We start from the raw sequence: 16112 nt of genomic DNA on the forward strand, positions 1-16112 counted from the left end.
TCGCTCTCTCGCTCACAGTGCCTCCCAGGTTCACCCCGTACCCGGGCTGGTACTGCCCGTTCCAGGCCGGACTTACCCTGCCTTGGCCTCCAGTTCACCCTTGACCGTGTCGAGGAGCTCCTTCCAGGAGGCCTCGAACTTCTCCACGCCCTCCTCCTCGAGGACGCGGACGACGTCGTCGTAGTCGACGCCGGCCTCCTTGAGCGCGGTCAGGTGCCGCCGGGCCTCGTCGTACCGGCCCTGGATCGTGTTGCCGGAGATGCGGCCGTGGTCGGCGGTGGCGTCGAGCGTCGCCTCCGGCATCGTGTTGACCACCTGTGGCGCCACGAGCTCGTCGACGTACATGGTGTCGGGGTAGTCCGGGTTCTTCACACCGGTCGAGGCCCACAGGGGACGCTGCGGGCGCGCGCCCGCGTCCTTGAGCGCCGTCCAGCGGTCGGTGCCGAACTTCTCCTCGAACAGGGCGTACGCCAGGCGGGCGTTGGCGATGCCGGCCTTGCCCTTCAGCTCGGTCTCACCGAGCTTGTCCAGGCGCTTGTCGATCTCGGAATCGACGCGGCTGACGAAGAACGACGCCACGGACTCGATCTTGGACAGGTCGTGGCCGTTCGCCCGTGCCTTCTCCAGCCCCTCGAAGAAGGCGTCGATGACCTGGCCGTAGCGCTCCAGCGAGAAGATCAGCGTGACGTTCACGCTGATGCCCTGCGCCAGCGTCTCGGTGATCGCCGGCAGGCCGGGGAGCGTCGCGGGAATCTTGATGAAGGTGTTCGGCCGGTCGACCAGCCACCACAGTGCCTTGGCCTCGGCGACGGTCTTCTCGGTGTCGTGCGCGAGACGCGGGTCGACCTCGATGGACACGCGCCCGTCGACGCCGTCGGTACGGTCGTAGACCGGCCGCAGGACGTCGGCCGCCCACCGGATGTCGTACGTCGTTATCGCCCGGACGCCCTCCTCGACGTCGACGCCGCGGACCGCGAGCTCACGGACCTGCTCGTCGTAGGCCGAGCCCTTGCTGAGGGCCTTGGCGAAGATCGTCGGGTTGGACGTCACCCCGACGACGTGCTTCTCCTTGATCAGCTGGGCGAGGTTGCCGCTCTGCAGACGCTCGCGGCTGATGTCGTCGAGCCAGATGGACACGCCCTCGTCGGAGAGCGCCTTCAGGATGTCACTCATCTCTCTCCTCAGTTACCGGTCGTCGAACCCTGACCGGTCACGTTCACCTTCGTGAGGCTGGAACGCGCCGCGGCCACGACCCGGTCGGCGGTGAAGCCGAACTGCTGGAACAACGTCTTGTAGTCGGCCGACGCGCCGAAGTGGTCCAGGCTCACGCTCTCGCCCGCGTCGCCGATGTAGGTGCGCCACCCGAGGGCGGCCCCGGCCTCCACGGACACGCGCGCGCGCACCGCCGGGGGGAGCACCTGCTGCTTGTAGGCCTCGTCCTGCTCTTCGAACCACTCCACCGACGGCATGGAGACGACCCGCGTGGGCGTGCCGTCGCGCTCGAGGACCTCACGGGCCTCCACCGCGATCTGCACCTCGCTGCCGGTGGCGATGAGGATGACGTCCGGCTGCCCGTTCGAGGCGTCGACCAGGACGTACGCGCCCTTGGCCGTGCCCTCGGCGGAGCCGAACTCCGAGCGGTCGAACGTCGGCACCTTCTGCCGGGTGAGCGCGAGGCCCGCCGGGCGGTCGGTGTGCTCGAGGATGGTCCGCCAGGCGACGGCCGTCTCGTTGGCGTCCGCAGGCCGGACGATGTCGAGGCCGGGGATCGCGCGCAGGGCCCACAGGTGCTCGACCGGCTGGTGGGTCGGACCGTCCTCGCCGAGGCCGATCGAGTCGTGCGTCCAGACGTAGGTGACCGGCAGCTTCATCAGCGCGGCCAGCCGCACGGACGGGCGCATGTAGTCGCTGAAGACCAGGAACGTGCCGCCGTACGGGCGGGTGCCGTCGTGCAGGGCGATGCCGTTCATGATCGCGCCCATGCCGTGCTCACGGATGCCGAAGTGCAGGGTGCGGCCGTAGCGGTTCCCGGGGTAGTCCTTGGTCTGGTACTCCTCGGGGATGAAGGACGGCTCGCCCTTCATCGTCGTGTTGTTGCTGCCCGCCAGGTCGGCCGAGCCGCCCCACAGCTCCGGCAGCACCGGGCCGATCGCGCCGAGGATCTCGCCGGAGGCCGCACGGGTCGCGACCGCCTTGCCCGCCTCGAACTCCGGCAGCTTGGCGGTCCAGCCGTCCGGCAGCCGGCGGACGCGGATGCGGTCGTACTCCGACGCGCGCTCCGGGTTGCCCGAGCGCCAGGCCTCGAAGGCCTTGTTCCACTCGGCGTGCGCGGCACGGGCGCGCTCGACCACCTTGCGCGCGTGCTGGAGGATCTCCTCGGGCACGTCGAAGGTCTTGTCCGGGTTCTGGCCGAGCACCCGCTTGGTCGCCGCGACCTCCTCGGCGCCGAGCGCGGCGCCGTGGGCCTTGCCGGTGTTCTGCAGGTTGGGCGCGGGCCAGCCGATGATCGTGCGCAGCGAGATCAGCGACGGGCGGCCGAGCTCGGCCTTGGCGGCCAGCAGCGCGCGGTAGAGGGCCTCGGGGTCCTCCTTGTAGCCGTCGTCCGAGGTCCAGTCGACCTTCTGGACATGCCAGCCGTACGCCTCGTAGCGGGCGGCGACGTCCTCGGACTTGGCGATCTGCGTGTCGTCCTCGATGGAGATCTGGTTGTCGTCGTAGATGACGATGAGGTTGCCGAGCTTCTGGTGACCGGCGAGCGAGCTGACCTCGTGGCTGATGCCCTCTTCGATGTCGCCGTCGGAGACGATCGAGTAGATGTAGTGGTCGAACGGGCTGTCGCCGAACGACGGCTCCGGGTCGAACAGGCCCCGCTCACGCCGCGCCGCCATCGCCATGCCCACGGCGTTGCCCAGGCCCTGGCCCAGCGGTCCGGTGGTGGTCTCGACGCCGATGGTGTGGCCGTGCTCGGGATGGCCCGGGGTCAGGCTGCCCCACTTGCGCAGGCCCTTCAGGTCATCCAGGGTGAGGCCGTAGCCGGACAGGTACAGCTGGATGTAGAGCGTCAGGCTGCTGTGACCCGCGGACAGCACGAACCGGTCGCGGCCGGCCCAGTCGGGGTCGGTCGGGTCGTGGCGCATCACCCGCTGGAACAGCAGGTAGGCGGCCGGCGCCAGGCTCATCGCGGTCCCGGGGTGGCCTGAGCCGGCCTCCTCGACGGCGTCCATGGCGAGCGCGCGGACCGTGTCCACGGCCCGCTGGTCCAGCTCGGTCCAGGTGAAGGTGTTGTCGGAATCCGTACTCACGAGACGCTCCAGGCTCCTCTCGGCTACGTGCAATGCCCCCGTGGCCCGCCCCCCGCGGGCGGAAAAGCGTGCCTCGATCCGGGGAGCACCTTGATCAGGCCACTCCTCGGGCCCTCGGCGAGCCTATCGCCCGGGACTCTTTTGCCGGGCGCGGGAGCCTATGTGTCGTTTAACGTCGTGTCGCGTACGGCACTTCCCGCGATCCCGGACGCGAATCATCCGGCGCGTACGCGTGTCCGCCCACCCCGATGACGGGGTGCGCCGACACCGGGACTACAGTGATGGCGCGGCCGTGGCCGGTGAGTGATAAGGCCCGGGATTCAGTGCAAAGCGGCGGTAAAGATTCGAGGATTCGTCATAGTGCCCCTTTATGTCGAGAACACGCCAGTGGACGTCCCGTGACGGTGGTCATCAACCGTCCCGTGCGGACGCCCGCGCCCGTGGGTCCCGGCCGCCGCCCGCTCGGCGCGCTCGTCCGCGCCTACGTGGCGCTCACGAAGCCCCGGATCATCGAACTGCTGTTGATCACCACGCTGCCGGTCATGTTCCTGGCCGCCGGTGGTCTCCCGCCGCTGTGGCCGGTCATCGCCACGCTGGCGGGCGGCATGCTGTCGGCGGGCAGCGCCAACGCGCTCAACTGCTACATCGATCGTGACATCGACGCCAAGATGCGCCGCACGCGCCGCAGGCCGCTGCCCATGGTGCAGGTCTCGCCGCGCGAGACGCTGGTCTTCGGCATCGCGCTGGCCGTCGCCTCGACCCTGTTCCTCGGGCTGGCCCTCAACTGGCTGGCCGCCGGCATGTCGGTGTTCGCGATCTGCTTCTACGTCTTCGTCTACTCGATGCTGCTCAAGCGCCGCACCACGCAGAACGTCGTGTGGGGCGGCATCGCCGGCTGCATGCCCGTCATGATCGGCTGGTCGGCGCTGACGGGGCGCCTCGCGTGGACGCCGCTCGTGCTGTTCCTCGTGGTGTTCTTCTGGACGCCGCCGCACACGTGGACGCTCGCGATGCGCTACCGCGAGGACTACGCCGCCGCGAACGTCCCGATGCTGCCGGTGGTGGCCACCGAGCGCCGGGTCGCCATCGAGGTGATCGTCTACACCTGGGTCACGGTGGCCTGCTCGCTGGCCCTGTGGCCGGTGGCGCACACGACGCTCTTCTACCCGGTCGTGGCCGCGGTGCTCGGCGCCGTCTCGCTGCTGGAGGCCTACCGTCTGCTCGGCCGGGTGCGCCGTGGCGTCACCGGAGCGGTGCTCAAGCCGATGCGCTACTTTCACCTGTCCAACGCCTACCTGGCGCTGCTGTTCCTGGCCGTCGCGATCGACCCGCTGCTGCACTGAGGTTAATGTCGCGGCATGGCGCGCGTTGATCCCAAGGCGGTCCTTGAAGGCCGCATGCCCGGGCGGGCACCGGTCGGTCTGATCGTCGGACTCATCGTCTCGACGTTGTGCGCGCTGATCGTGCTGGGACTCGACGCCCTCAACGGCGCGCCGTTCGTCATCGGGCTCATCCTGGCGATCCTGCCGGTGCCGCTCCTGGTGGCGCTGGTCCTCATGCTCGACCGGCTGGAGCCCGAGCCCTGGCGCGCGCTGCTGTTCGCGTTCATGTGGGGCGCGGGTGTGGCGGTGCTGGGCGCGCTGATCCTCAACACCGCGGGCTATGAGCTGCTGACCAAACCGGTCTTCGGCGAACGCGGCGAGCTCGTCACCGCCTCGATCGGCGCGCCGCTGGTGGAGGAGTCGCTCAAGGGCGCGGTGCTGTTCGGATTCCTGTGGTTCCGTCGGAACGAGCTCGACGGCCTGACCGACGGCATCATCTACGCGGCCATGGTCGCCCTCGGCTTCGCGATGATGGAGAACATCGGCTACTACATGCGGGCGATCAACCAGCACAACATCGAGGCCGTCTTCATCATGCGCGGCGTGATCTCGCCGTTCGGGCACCCGCTGTTCACCTCGATGACCGGGCTGGGGGTGGCGTACGCGGCGCTGCACCGCGGGGCCGCGCGGGTCGCCGCGCCCGTCGCCGGGCTGTGCGGGGCGATGCTGCTGCACGGCGCCTGGAACTTCTCCAGCGCCTTCGGCCTCAAGGGCCTCACCGTCGCGTACGGCATCGACTTCTGCATCATCGTCGGCCTGATCGTCATCGTGGTCCGCGAGCGGCGCCAGACCGTACGCCTGATCCGGCTGCACCTGCCGATGTACGCCGGCACGGGCCTCGTGACGCCGCAGGACGTCCAGATGCTCGGCAGCATCGCACTGCGGCGCCGGGCCCGGCAGTGGGCCCGCATGGCCGGCGGCAGCCAGGCCGCGCGCGCCATGGGCGACTACCAGCTGGCCGCGACCGAACTCGCGCTGCTGCACCAGCGCGCCGAGCGCGGCGTGGCCGAGCCCGCCTGGTTCTACCGGCGTCGGCTCGACCTGATGAACCTCATGCACGTGGCGCGGCAGGCCTTCCAGGTGCGCCGGACGCGCCCGCTGATGCCGCCGTGGGCCGGCCCGGACCAGTCGGGCTTCCTGCGCCCGGGCCCGTCCTTCGGCCCGCCGCCGCCCGGCCCGTTCCGCCCCCAGGGCCCGTACGGTTCCGAGGGCCCCTACGGCCCCCAGGGCCCGTACGGCCCGGCCTGACGCACGCGGTCACGTCAGCGGCTCGCGCACCTCCGGCGGCGGCTACAAGTACGAGGACGACCGGTTTCGCGGCTTCAGCATGACCCACATCTCCGGGCCGGGCTGCACGGCCCGGAGCACGTCCAGACCTTCCAGCACGCGAACGAGCAGGCCTCACCCGGCTCGTACGCTATGACGACCGACACCGGGATCAGGAGCCATGGTCAAGGGCGCGAACCGGGTCGGGGAGGACAAGGCCACCGGCTACAGCGAACGGCCCGGCAACGCCGACTACCTCAGGCTCGGCTACGTGCCGGGCGACCCGCGACCACGCTGGAGTACGGCCTGGCAAACTTCGGCATCGCCCAGCTCGCCCAGCGGCTCGGCGACAACGGCACCTCCCAGGCGTTCATGAAGCGCTCGCACGCCTGGAAGACGATCTACAACCCGGTGAACGACTGGATCCAGCCCCGCTTCGGCTCGAACGGCGCCGAGTAGTAGTCCGGTTTCGTGCCGGCCGCCGCCGAGACGGTCACCTTCTGGTCCGCACGCCCGGCGTCGCCGACCGTGAGGGCGCCCGAGGCGGGCGTCACGGTGATCCCCGCGGGCGGCTTGGCCGAGCCGCTTGGCCGCCTGGTCGCGGCCGCCCATCGCGCCGAACAGGCCGGCGACGTCGGAGTAGGTCATCCAGTGGTACTGGGAGCCGTTGCCCTCGACGTACCAGCCGGGGTCGAACGGCGACAGGAACGAGCCGTCGGTAACGTCCAGGCGAGCGGCCAGGTCGTCGACCTGCCGAGCGCGCCGGCCGGGGCGTCCAAGCCGGCGTTCCTGGGCGCGGCCGGCAACGGTGATGCGTCGTCCACCGTCACGATCACCTACACGGACGGGTCGACGGCCTCGGACGCGCTGGAGCCCGGCGACTGGGCGCTCGGCGCCGACGCCTGCCCGCCGAGGTTCGGCAACGAGATCGTCGCCAAGAGGCCGTACCGCAACTCCTCCGACGGAGGGAAGCAGGAGATCAACATGTACGTGTTCGGCGCGACGCCGATCACGTTGGACCCGGGCCGGCAGGTCAAGAGCATCACGCTGAACACGCCGAAGTCGGGCTCGGGCTCGCTGCAGGTGTTCGCCTCGGCGTTCGCGTGACCGCCTGACGGAATTGGTACGGGGTGCCCCGTCTGTGGTTCTTCACGAGACGGGACACCCCTGCTCTTGGGTGCGGCGCGCTCAGGCGACGATGCGCAGCGGGTTCTCCAGCAGCTCGGCGAGCTCTCCGAGGAACGCCGCGCCGGTCGCGCCGTCGCAGGCACGGTGGTCGATCGACAGCGTGATGGTCATCCGGTCGCGGGGGACCACCTCGCCGTCGCGGAACACCACGTCCTTGCGGGTCGCGCCCACGGCGAGGATCGCGGCCTCCGGCGGGTTGATCACGGCGGTGAAGGCGTCCACGCCGAACATGCCCAGGTTGCTCACCGTGAACGTGCCGCCCGACATCTCCTGCGGCGTCAGCTTCTGCTCCCGGGCGCGCCCGGCCAGCTCGCGCGTCTCCGCGCCGATCTGGGAGACGCTCTTGCGGTCGGTGTCGCGGATCACCGGCACGACCAGGCCCTGGTCCAGCGCCACCGCGACGCCCACGTGCACGCGCTTGTGCACGAGCAGGTACTCCTCGGTGAAGGAGACGTTCAGCACCGGGTTGGCGCGCAGCGCGGTCGCGCACGCCTTGACGATCAGGTCGTTGACGCTGACCTTGGCGGGCGCCAGCGCGGCGTTGAGCGTCGCGCGGAACGCGAGCAGCTCCTCCACGTCGACGACACGCGTCAGGTAGAAGTGCGGCGCGGTCCGCATGCTCTCGGCGAGCCGGCGCGCGGTGACCTTGCGGATCCGGCTCAGCGGCACCCGCTCGACGTCCTCGTCGTCGGCGGACGCCTGGACCGGCTGCTGGGTTGACGGCGCGGCGGGCTGCGGGGCGGGGGACGCGGTGGACGGCGTCGCGGGCGGCGCGGACCGGACGGCGGAGTCGAGGGCGGCGGCCTCCACGTCGGCGCGGACGATGCGGCCGCCGGGACCCGAGCCGGTCAGCGTGCTGAGGTCGACGCCGTTCTCCCGCGCGATCCGGCGGGCCAGCGGCGAGGAGGGCGGACGGGACCGCGTCGACGCCGAGCCGTTGCCTCCGGCCGAAGGCTCGGGCTCCGCGACGGCGGTGGCGGTGGCGGTGGCGGCGGGGGCCGGGGCGGTCTCCGCCGCGGGCGCCTCCACGGGTGCCGCGGCGGGAGCGGCCGCCGGGGCGGCGCCATCGGTGACCAGGACCGCGATCGGCGTGCCGATGGTCGCGGTGGCGCCCTCGGGCACGAGGATCTCGCCGAGGACGCCGTCCTCGTACGCCTCGTACTCCATCAGGGCCTTGTCGGTCTCGATGTCGACGAGCGAGTCACCGACAGAGACCTTGTCGCCGGGCTTCTTGTGCCACGAGCTGACGACGCCTTCCTCCATGGTGTCGGACAGGCGGGGCATGAGGATCTCGGACATGGTCTTCCTAACGGCGGCCGGTCGCGGCGAGCGTGTCGCGTACGGCGGTGACGAGGGACTCGGCCGACGGCAGCGCGGCGAGTTCGAGGGGCTTGGAGTAGGGGAGCGGGACCTCGGCCATCGCCACCCGGCGCACGGGCGCGTCGAGCCAGTCGAACGCGCCCTCCTGGATCGTGGCGGCGATCTCGGCGCCGATCCCGTACGTGAGCCAGTCGTCCTCGGCGATCACGGCGCAGCCCGTACGGCGGACCGAGGCGACGATCGTCTCGCGGTCCAGAGGCCGCAGGCTGCGCAGGTCCACGACCTCGGCGGACACGCCGTCGGCGGCGAGTTTCTCGGCGACCTCCGCGGCGACGCGCGCCATCCGCGAGTAGGCGATGAGCGTGATGTCGGTGCCCTCGCGCGTGACGGCGGCCCGGCCGATCTCCGCGGGCGCGACCTCGTCGGGGACCTCGCCCTTGGTGTTGTAGAGCGCGAGGTTCTCCAGGAAGAGCACCGGGTCGTCGTCGCGGATCGCGGCCTTGAGCATCGCCGAGGCCTCGGCCGGCGTGCTGGGGGCCAGAACCTTGAGGCCGGGGATGAAGGAGTAGAACAGCTCGACGTTCTGGGAGTGGGTGGCGCCGAGCTGCTGTCCGCCGCCCCCGGGGGTGCGGATCACCATCGGCACGCTGCACTGACCGCCGAACATGCCGTAGATCTTGGCCGCGTGGTTGACGATCTGGTCGAGGGCGAGCAGCGAGAAGTTGATCGTCATGATCTCGACGACGGGCCGCAGCCCGAGCATCGCCGCGCCGATCGCGGCGCCGACGAAGCCCTCCTCGGCGATGGGGGTGTCGCGCACCCGGCGGGGTCCGAACTCCTTCAGCAGCCCCTCGGTGATCTTGTACGAGCCCTCGAAGACGCCGATCTCTTCGCCCATGAGGAAGACGTCCTCGTCGCGGAGCATCTCGGCGCGAAGCGTGTCCCGCAGGGCCTGGCGATAGGTGACGGTGGCCATCGGGGCTCCTCTAGAAGACCGGGTCGGCGGGCAGGCGGCGGGACTCGCCCGGTACCGGCGTCGCGTACGTGTAGTCGAACAGGGTGGAGACGTCGGGGTGCGGGCTGTCGTCGGCGAACGCCGCCGCGTCGTCGACCTCGGCCTTGACCTCGGCGTCGAGCTTCTCGCGCGCCTCGGCGTCCAGAACGCCGCTCTCCTCCAGCTCCAGCGCGAAGCGCGCGAGCGGGTCGGCGGCCTTCAGTGCCTCCTTCTCCTCCGCGGTGCGGTAGCGCGCGGGGTCGACGACCGAGTGGCCACGCAGCCGCGGGCTCGTCGTCTCCAGCAGGAACGGCTTCTGCTCCGAGCGGGCCCGCTCGACGGCGGCGTGCGCCGCGTCGCGTACGGCCACCGCGTCGGTGCCGTCCACGCGCGCGCCCTCCATGCGGTACGCGGCGGCGCGGCGGTACAGCTCGGGCTCGGCGGAGGAGTGGTCGACCGTGGTGCCCATGCCCAGGCCGTTGTTGATGACGACGAAGACGATCGGCAGGTCCCACAGCGTGGCCATGTTCAGCGACTCGTGGAAGGCACCGATGTTGGTGGTGCCGTCGCCCATCTGGCACATGACGACCTCGTCGCCGCCCCGGTAGGAGATGGCCAGCGCGGCGCCGGTGGCGAGGGGAAGCTGGCCGCCGACGATGCCGTACCCGCCGAGCAGCCGGGAGCCGGTGTCGAACAGGTGCATCGACCCGCCCCAGCCCTTGGAGACACCGGTGCTGCGCCCGTACAGCTCCGCCATGACGCGGCGGGCCTCGATGCCGCGGGCGAGGGCGTAACCGTGCTCGCGGTAGTTCGTGAACAGGTAGTCACGCGGATCGAGCGCGGCCATGAGGCCGGTGATCGTGGGTTCCTCGCCGAGGTTGAGGTGGCAGTACCCGCCGATCTTCGCCTCGGTGTACGCCCGCGCGGCGCGCTCCTCGAAGCGGCGGATCAGCAGCATCTGCCGGTAGTAGGCGACGAGTGTCTCGGGCCGCGGCCTGGACTTTCGCGTCCGGCGGGAACGCGCCGGGCTCCTCGTGTCGGTGTCAGCCATCGAGGTTTTCCCCTTCGTACGCAGGCCGCGCGTCCTGGGGTGACCACGACGTACGCCCGTTAGATCAGCAGCCGATCAATGATCGATCATAGTTCAGTCGCCGGTGCCCTCTGAACGGCGGTCATCTACGATTGACGAGCGTGAACGCTCTCAACGCCCCGGCCCTGGTCCGCACCGGCCTCGGGGACCAGATCCGGCAGGTCCTCATCGACCGCATCACGTCGGGGGAACTCCAGCCCGGCGAGCGTATCGTCGAGCGTCGCATCGCCGCCGAACTGGGGGTCAGTCAGGCGCCGGTCCGCGAGGCCCTCCGGCAGTTGGAGGCGCTGCGGCTGGTCGAGACGATGCCCAACCGCGGCGCGCGCGTCCGGGAGTTCACCGAGGTCGACTTCGCGGAGTTCTTCCCCGTACGGGCGGGGCTCGAGGAGACCGCGGCCGAACTCGCCGCCCGTCACCTGGCCGGCCGGGTGGAGGCCCTGGAGGGGCACATCGAACGCCTGGCCACGGCGGAGGGCCCGGACGTGATGCGGCACAGCATCGCCTTCCACCGTGAGATCGTCGACGCCGCCGGCAACCGCCTGCTGCGCGAGGTCTGGGAGTCGCTGGGCATCGAGATCTGGACCACCCTGTCGGTCCGCCGCCACGACACCGAGCTGTGCGGCAAGACCGCCGAACACATCGAGATCGCCGACGCCTTCCGCCGAGCCGACCCCCGCGTCGGCCGTATGCTCCACGACCACGTGATGAAGTACGCGCCCTGACCGATTCATGCCGGGTTACGGTGTCTCCGGGTTATGGAGATCTCCTGAATCGAGGCCCGGTATGGCCTGGCGCAGACTTTCCGACCGCGAGGCCGGACGCGAGCTCGAGGGTCCTTACGAGGGTGTCCCGGCACACCTGGCAGGTCAGCTGGAGCATTGGCTCAAGGAGATGCTCATGTGGCGCCCCAGCTCTGCTGAGGCGAACTCGCTGATCCTCACGGTGGCCGGCATGACCAGAGTGGCGGTCGGGGGGTGGAGCACCCCCAATTACGCCTTTGAGGAGCTTTTCCGTGCGGCGGAGGCGGACCCCGAGGTCTTCCTCGACATTGTCGACGCGACGCTCGCCGTGACGACGGGAGGCGAGGAGGACCTTCGGCGCGCTCTCGAGCTCTGCGGTTCCGTGTGGACCGTTTCTCCGGACGGGAGATCGCTGCAGCGTCGCGTCGCACCGGCCATGGTGAGTGCCGCCGAGCGGGCGATGTCGCCGCTCGACGCGGCGAGCGAGGAACTGCGGCTGGCCTGGGCCGCCGCCTACGGCCGGGGTCCGGACGCGTCCGACGCGTGGGACCACTCGATCAAGGCGGCCGAGTCCGTGCTGATCCCGGTCGTCGTGCCAAAGAAGGCGAAGGCGACGATGGGGGACGTGCTGGGCCAGCTCCGCCGGCCGGAGAACGGCTGGAGGCTGGTTCTTCCCGGGGCGGACGGCGATCACGCCGTCGCTCCTCTGGTCGGGATGCTCCGGCTGCTGTGGCCCAACCCGGACCGGCACGGCGCGGGCCAGAGGCGGACGCCGACGCTCGAAGAGGCGCAGGCGGTCGTGCAGCTCACCGTCACGATCGTTCAATGGGCGCGGGACGGCGTTCTGCGGAAGTGAGCCGCGTCTAGGATCGTCCCATGGGGCGCCCCAACGACGAGGTCGCCGAGCTCTTCCAGGAGTTCGCCGACCTGCTCTCGATCACCGGTGAGGCGGCGTACAAGGTGCGCGCCTACGAGAAGGCCGCCCGGTCCATCGCCGGCTACGCCGAGGACGTCTCGACGCTCGACCTCAAGGGGCTGCGGCGGATCCCCAACGTCGGCGAGGCGATCGCCAAGAAGATCCTCGACCACCGCGAGACCGGCACGATTCGCCAGCTCGAGGCCGTCCGGGCCAAGATCCCGGCCGGTGTTCGGGCGCTCACCGCGATCCCCACGCTCGGGCCCAAGAAGGCGCTCGTGCTGTACGAAGAACTCGGCATCTCCTCCGTCGACGAGCTCGCCGAGGCGATTCCCGCCGGGCGGCTGGAGGGGCTCAAGGGGTTCGGCGCCAAGACCGAGGAGAACATCCTCCACGGCATCGAGCTGATGAAGCGCGCCGGCGACCGCGTACTGATCGACGTGGCGATGGAGGTGGCCGAGGAGGTCGTCGCCGCGCTGTCGCCGCTCGCGGAGCGCTGTGAGTACGCCGGTTCGCTGCGGCGGTCGCGGGAGACCATCGGCGACGTCGACGTCCTCGCCGCCGCGGCCGACTCCGCTCCGCTCATGGAGGCGTTCGCCGCCCTCCCGCTCGTCTCCGAGGTGATCGCGCGCGGCGACACCAAGACCTCCATCCGTACGACCAAGGGGCTCCAGGTCGACCTGCGCGTCGTCCCGGCCGAGTCCTGGGGCGCGGCCCTGCAGTACTTCACCGGCTCCAAGGCGCACAACGTCCGCACCCGCGAGATCGCCGTACGCGCCGGGCTGAAGCTGTCGGAGTACGGCCTGTTCGACGTGGAGAGCGGCGAGCTCGTCGTGTCCGCGACCGAGGAGGAGGTCTACGAGCGCCTCGGGCTGCCGTGGGTGCCGCCGACGCTGCGGGAGGACGGCGGCGAGATCGACGCCGCGCTCAAGGGCACGTTGCCGCGCCTGGTCCAGCTCGCCGACCTGCGCGGTGACCTGCACAGTCACACCGACCTGACCGACGGCATCGCCCCGCTGGAGGAGATGGTCGCCGCCGCGGCGGCCCAGGGGTGGGAGTACTTCGCCATCACCGACCACGCGCCGAACCTGTTCATGCAGCGCATGACCGACGAGAAGATGCTCGCCCAGCGGGAGGCCGTGCACGCGCTGGGGGAGCGCCATCCGGGCCTGACGCTGCTGCACGGCACCGAGCTGAACATCGACGCCGACGGCGAGGTCGACTGGCCGGAGGAGTTCCTGTCCGGCTTCGACATCTGCGTGGCGTCGGTGCACTCGCTGTTCACCCAGGACCGAGAGACGATGACCCGCCGGATCGTCCGCGCCGTCGAGAACCCCGGCGTCCACGTCCTCGGACACCCCACCGCCCGCCTGATCGGCCGCCGCGAGCCCGTCGACTGCGACTGGGACGCGGTGTTCAAGTCCTGCGCCCGCCACCACACGGTCGTGGAGATCGACGCGTTCCCCGACCGGCTCGACCTGCCCGCCGACCTGATCCGCCGCGCCCTGCGGCACGGGGTGAAGTTCTCCATCGACAGCGACGCCCACGCGACCGGGCACTTCGCCAACCTGCGGTACGGCGTCGGCACGGCGCAGCGCGGCTGGCTGACGCCGGACGACGTCGTCAACACGTGGCCGCTGGAGCGGCTCCGCGACTACCTCGGCACCGGCTGAGCCGGGGCCGCGAAGGCGCGCTTGAAGTCCGGGCACTCCACGAGCGTCTCGTGGGCGCAGGCGGCGGCGTGCCTTAGGCCGTCGCGCATCCGGGTCAGCCGGGCGATGTCCTCCTCCAGCTCCCGCGCCTTGACGGCCATCCGGGCGCGCAGGTCGGTGTCGCCCGGAGTGGCCACGAGGAACCGGCCGATCTCCGCGACGGTGAAGCCCGCGCTGCGGGCGCAGGAGATCAGCGCGAGGCGGTCGAGCACGTCGGGCCGGTACGTGCGCCGCAGGCCGTTGCGGCCCGCCGGGGCGATCAGGCCCTTCTTCTCGTAGAACCGCAGCGCCGACGGCGCGAGGCCGGAACGCCCGGCCACCTCGGCGATGTCCAGCAGCGCCTCCGTCATTCCGCCTCCTTGACTTGAATCGCGCTTCAAGTCGCAGACTACCCGCCATGAAAATCCATCACCTCAACTGCGGCTCGGTCCGGACGATCGAGGCCACCTACGACGGCCCGCCGCCGGCGCACGCCGTCAACCACTGCCTGCTGGTCGAGACCGACGCCGACGGCCTGGTCCTGGTCGAGACCGGCCTCGGCCTCGGCGACGTACGCGACCCGGACGCGACCCTCGGCGCGGACTGGGTCACCATGGCCGAGCCCGTGCTGGACGAGGAGGAGACCGCCGTACGTCAGATCGCCCGGCTGGGCCACTCACCCGGCGACGTACGGCACGTCATCGTGACCCACCTCGACGTGGACCACTGCGGCGGTCTGCCGGACTTCCCCGACGCCCGCGTGCACGTGCTCGCCGCGGAGCTGGAGGCGGCGGTCGCCGAGGCGCCCAGCTTCCGCTACCGCCCGGCCCACTGGGCCCACGGCCCGCACTGGGCGACGTACACGCCCGAGGGCGACGACTGGTTCGGGTTCACCTCGGTCCAGCCGGACGGACTGCCCCCGGAGATCCGGCTCGTGCCGCTCGGCGGCCACACCGCCGGTCACACCGGAGTCGCCGTCCACGACGGGGACCGCTGGCTGCTGCACTGCGGCGACGCGTACTACTACCACCGGGAGCTGAGCGCCGACCCGCACCCGCACCCGGTGCTGGACCTCGTGCAGACCACCTCGGAGGTCCACCACGACCTGCGGCTGGGCACGCAGGCGCGGCTACGCGAGCTGGTCCGTGACCACGGCGATCAGGTGTCGGTGTTCAGCGCGCACGACCCGTGGGAGCTGGATCGCCTTCGGGGCTGACCGGGAGCCGGGGCTCCGGCCCGCTCTCCCGCACGGCGCGCGGCGTCGTCGCGGGCACGGGACCCCGCTCGCGCAGGGCGAAGGCGACCCGCAGGGTGGCGATCCACACCAGCGCCGAGCCGAGCACGTGCACGACGACGAGCGGGCCGGGCACGCCGGTGAAGTACTGGACATAGCCGATGACGCCTTGGGCCAGCTCGACCACGAGCAACTCCAGCGCGCATCGCTGGGCGCGGCGTGGCGCGTTCGTCAGCCGCAGCCCGAGCAGCAGCGCGAACGTCAGGCCGACCGTGGCCCAGACGACATCGGCGTGCAGCTGCGCGACCTGCTCGATCCGGAACCCGAAACGCGGCGCCTTCGCGTCACCGGCGTGCGGCCCGGTGCCGGTCACGACGGTGCCCGCCACCAGCAGCACGACGACCACGCCGATCAGCGCGCGGGCGAGCCAGACCAGCTCCGCGCGTACGAGCCGGTGGGCGGGCGCGTCGCCCTCGCTCGCGCGGATCCACAGCGCGGTCGCCGCGGCCAGCAGGGCGGGGGAGAGCAGGAAGTGCGCGGTGACCGCGGCCGGGTTGAGGTCGGTGAGCACGACGATGCCGCCGACCACGGCCTGGGCGACGACGCTGAGCGGCTGGACCGCGGCGAGCCGTACGAGGTCGCGCCGCCGGGGCGACAGGCGCACCGCCGCCACGAAGACCGCCACGCCGACGGCGAGCACCAGGAAGGTCAGCAGCCGGTTGCCGAACTCGATCGCCATGTTGACGGCGGCGTGCTCGGGGGAGTGGGACGGCACGAGACTGTCGCCGGTGCACTTGGGCCAGGTGGGGCACCCGAGGCCGGACCCGCTGACGCGTACGGCCGCGCCGGTGGACATGATGACGGCGTTACCGGCCACCCCGGCGAGGGCGAGCCACCGCATCGAGGCGGACGTGGGACGCCACACGGCATCGACGAGCCGGGCCACGGGATTGTCGGATCGCACGCCCCTCATCGTATGAGTGCCGCGT

Annotated in this window: 14 protein-coding genes and 1 pseudogene; 7 read left to right on the forward strand and 8 right to left on the reverse strand. The window is 71.1% G+C overall.

Annotation, left to right across the window (positions count from 1 at the left end):
* Positions 1-72: 72 nt before the first annotated feature.
* Both tal and tkt read right to left on the reverse strand, forming a co-directional pair.
* Positions 73-1173, reverse strand: coding sequence for a transaldolase (gene tal / locus ACQEV1_RS24885; protein WP_285636652.1), 1101 nt, complete (start codon positions 1171-1173; stop codon positions 73-75).
* A gap of 8 nt (positions 1174-1181) precedes the next feature.
* A complete protein-coding gene (gene tkt / locus ACQEV1_RS24890) occupies positions 1182-3224 on the reverse strand; it encodes a transketolase (protein WP_432705687.1) in 2043 nt (680 codons plus the stop codon).
* 476 nt (positions 3225-3700) lie between these two features.
* Here tkt and ACQEV1_RS24895 point away from each other — a divergent pair, with 476 nt between their 5' ends.
* The 3 genes from ACQEV1_RS24895 to ACQEV1_RS24905 all read left to right on the forward strand — a co-directional run bounded on the left by ACQEV1_RS24895 (position 3701) and on the right by ACQEV1_RS24905 (position 6409).
* A complete protein-coding gene (locus tag ACQEV1_RS24895; protein WP_432705685.1) occupies positions 3701-4645 on the forward strand; it encodes a heme o synthase in 945 nt (314 codons plus the stop codon).
* Between the two features lie 15 nt (positions 4646-4660).
* On the forward strand, positions 4661-5932 hold the full coding sequence (locus ACQEV1_RS24900; protein ID WP_285584117.1) for a PrsW family intramembrane metalloprotease: 1272 nt from the start codon (positions 4661-4663) through the stop codon (positions 5930-5932).
* A 171-nt stretch (positions 5933-6103) separates the two neighbouring features.
* Positions 6104-6409 carry a glycoside hydrolase domain-containing protein gene (locus tag ACQEV1_RS24905; RefSeq protein ID WP_433396434.1) on the forward strand — a complete coding sequence of 102 codons (306 nt, stop codon included), beginning with the start codon at positions 6104-6106 and terminating at the stop codon, positions 6407-6409.
* A gap of 168 nt (positions 6410-6577) precedes the next feature.
* Here ACQEV1_RS24905 and ACQEV1_RS24910 read toward each other — a convergent pair.
* The 4 genes and pseudogenes from ACQEV1_RS24910 to pdhA all read right to left on the reverse strand — a co-directional run.
* Positions 6578-7033, reverse strand: a pseudogene (locus tag ACQEV1_RS24910) (hypothetical protein); the annotation flags it as partial.
* 105 nt (positions 7034-7138) lie between these two features.
* The gene (locus ACQEV1_RS24915) at positions 7139-8437 is read right to left on the reverse strand and encodes a dihydrolipoamide acetyltransferase family protein (RefSeq protein WP_433396436.1); all 1299 of its coding nucleotides are present in this window, start codon (positions 8435-8437) and stop codon (positions 7139-7141) included.
* A gap of 7 nt (positions 8438-8444) precedes the next feature.
* Complete coding sequence (locus tag ACQEV1_RS24920; RefSeq protein ID WP_433396438.1) at positions 8445-9434, reverse strand: alpha-ketoacid dehydrogenase subunit beta; 990 nt, start codon at positions 9432-9434, stop codon at positions 8445-8447.
* 10 nt (positions 9435-9444) lie between these two features.
* Positions 9445-10503 carry a pyruvate dehydrogenase (acetyl-transferring) E1 component subunit alpha gene (gene pdhA, locus ACQEV1_RS24925; protein ID WP_285636672.1) on the reverse strand — a complete coding sequence of 353 codons (1059 nt, stop codon included), beginning with the start codon at positions 10501-10503 and terminating at the stop codon, positions 9445-9447.
* Between the two features lie 140 nt (positions 10504-10643).
* On the opposite strand from pdhA, the gene ACQEV1_RS24930 reads away from it, so the two are divergent.
* From ACQEV1_RS24930 to polX, 3 genes are all read left to right on the forward strand, one after another.
* Positions 10644-11264: a GntR family transcriptional regulator gene (locus ACQEV1_RS24930; RefSeq protein ID WP_285584125.1), complete on the forward strand. Its 621-nt coding sequence runs from the start codon at positions 10644-10646 to the stop codon at positions 11262-11264.
* A 175-nt stretch (positions 11265-11439) separates the two neighbouring features.
* A complete protein-coding gene (locus tag ACQEV1_RS24935) occupies positions 11440-12138 on the forward strand; it encodes a hypothetical protein (RefSeq protein ID WP_285636677.1) in 699 nt (232 codons plus the stop codon).
* Positions 12139-12158: 20 nt separating this feature from the next.
* On the forward strand, positions 12159-13871 hold the full coding sequence (polX, locus tag ACQEV1_RS24940; protein WP_433396440.1) for a DNA polymerase/3'-5' exonuclease PolX: 1713 nt from the start codon (positions 12159-12161) through the stop codon (positions 13869-13871).
* Here the strand turns inward: polX and ACQEV1_RS24945 are convergent.
* Entirely contained in the window at positions 13853-14260 is a 408-nt protein-coding gene (locus tag ACQEV1_RS24945) for a MerR family transcriptional regulator (protein ID WP_433396442.1), read from the reverse strand. The genes polX and ACQEV1_RS24945 overlap by 19 nt on opposite strands.
* 47 nt (positions 14261-14307) lie before the next feature.
* On the opposite strand from ACQEV1_RS24945, the gene ACQEV1_RS24950 reads away from it, so the two are divergent.
* Positions 14308-15105, forward strand: coding sequence for an MBL fold metallo-hydrolase (locus ACQEV1_RS24950; protein ID WP_433396443.1), 798 nt, complete (start codon positions 14308-14310; stop codon positions 15103-15105).
* On the opposite strand, the gene ACQEV1_RS24955 is transcribed toward ACQEV1_RS24950, so the two are convergent.
* Entirely contained in the window at positions 15062-16087 is a 1026-nt protein-coding gene (locus ACQEV1_RS24955) for a COX15/CtaA family protein (protein ID WP_433396445.1), read from the reverse strand. The two genes, ACQEV1_RS24950 and ACQEV1_RS24955, sit on opposite strands and share 44 nt — an antisense overlap.
* Positions 16088-16112 lie beyond the last annotated feature (25 nt).

This window comes from Actinoallomurus sp. CA-142502 (assembly GCF_050936355.1).
Lineage (GTDB): Bacteria > Actinomycetota > Actinomycetes > Streptosporangiales > Streptosporangiaceae > Actinoallomurus > Actinoallomurus iriomotensis.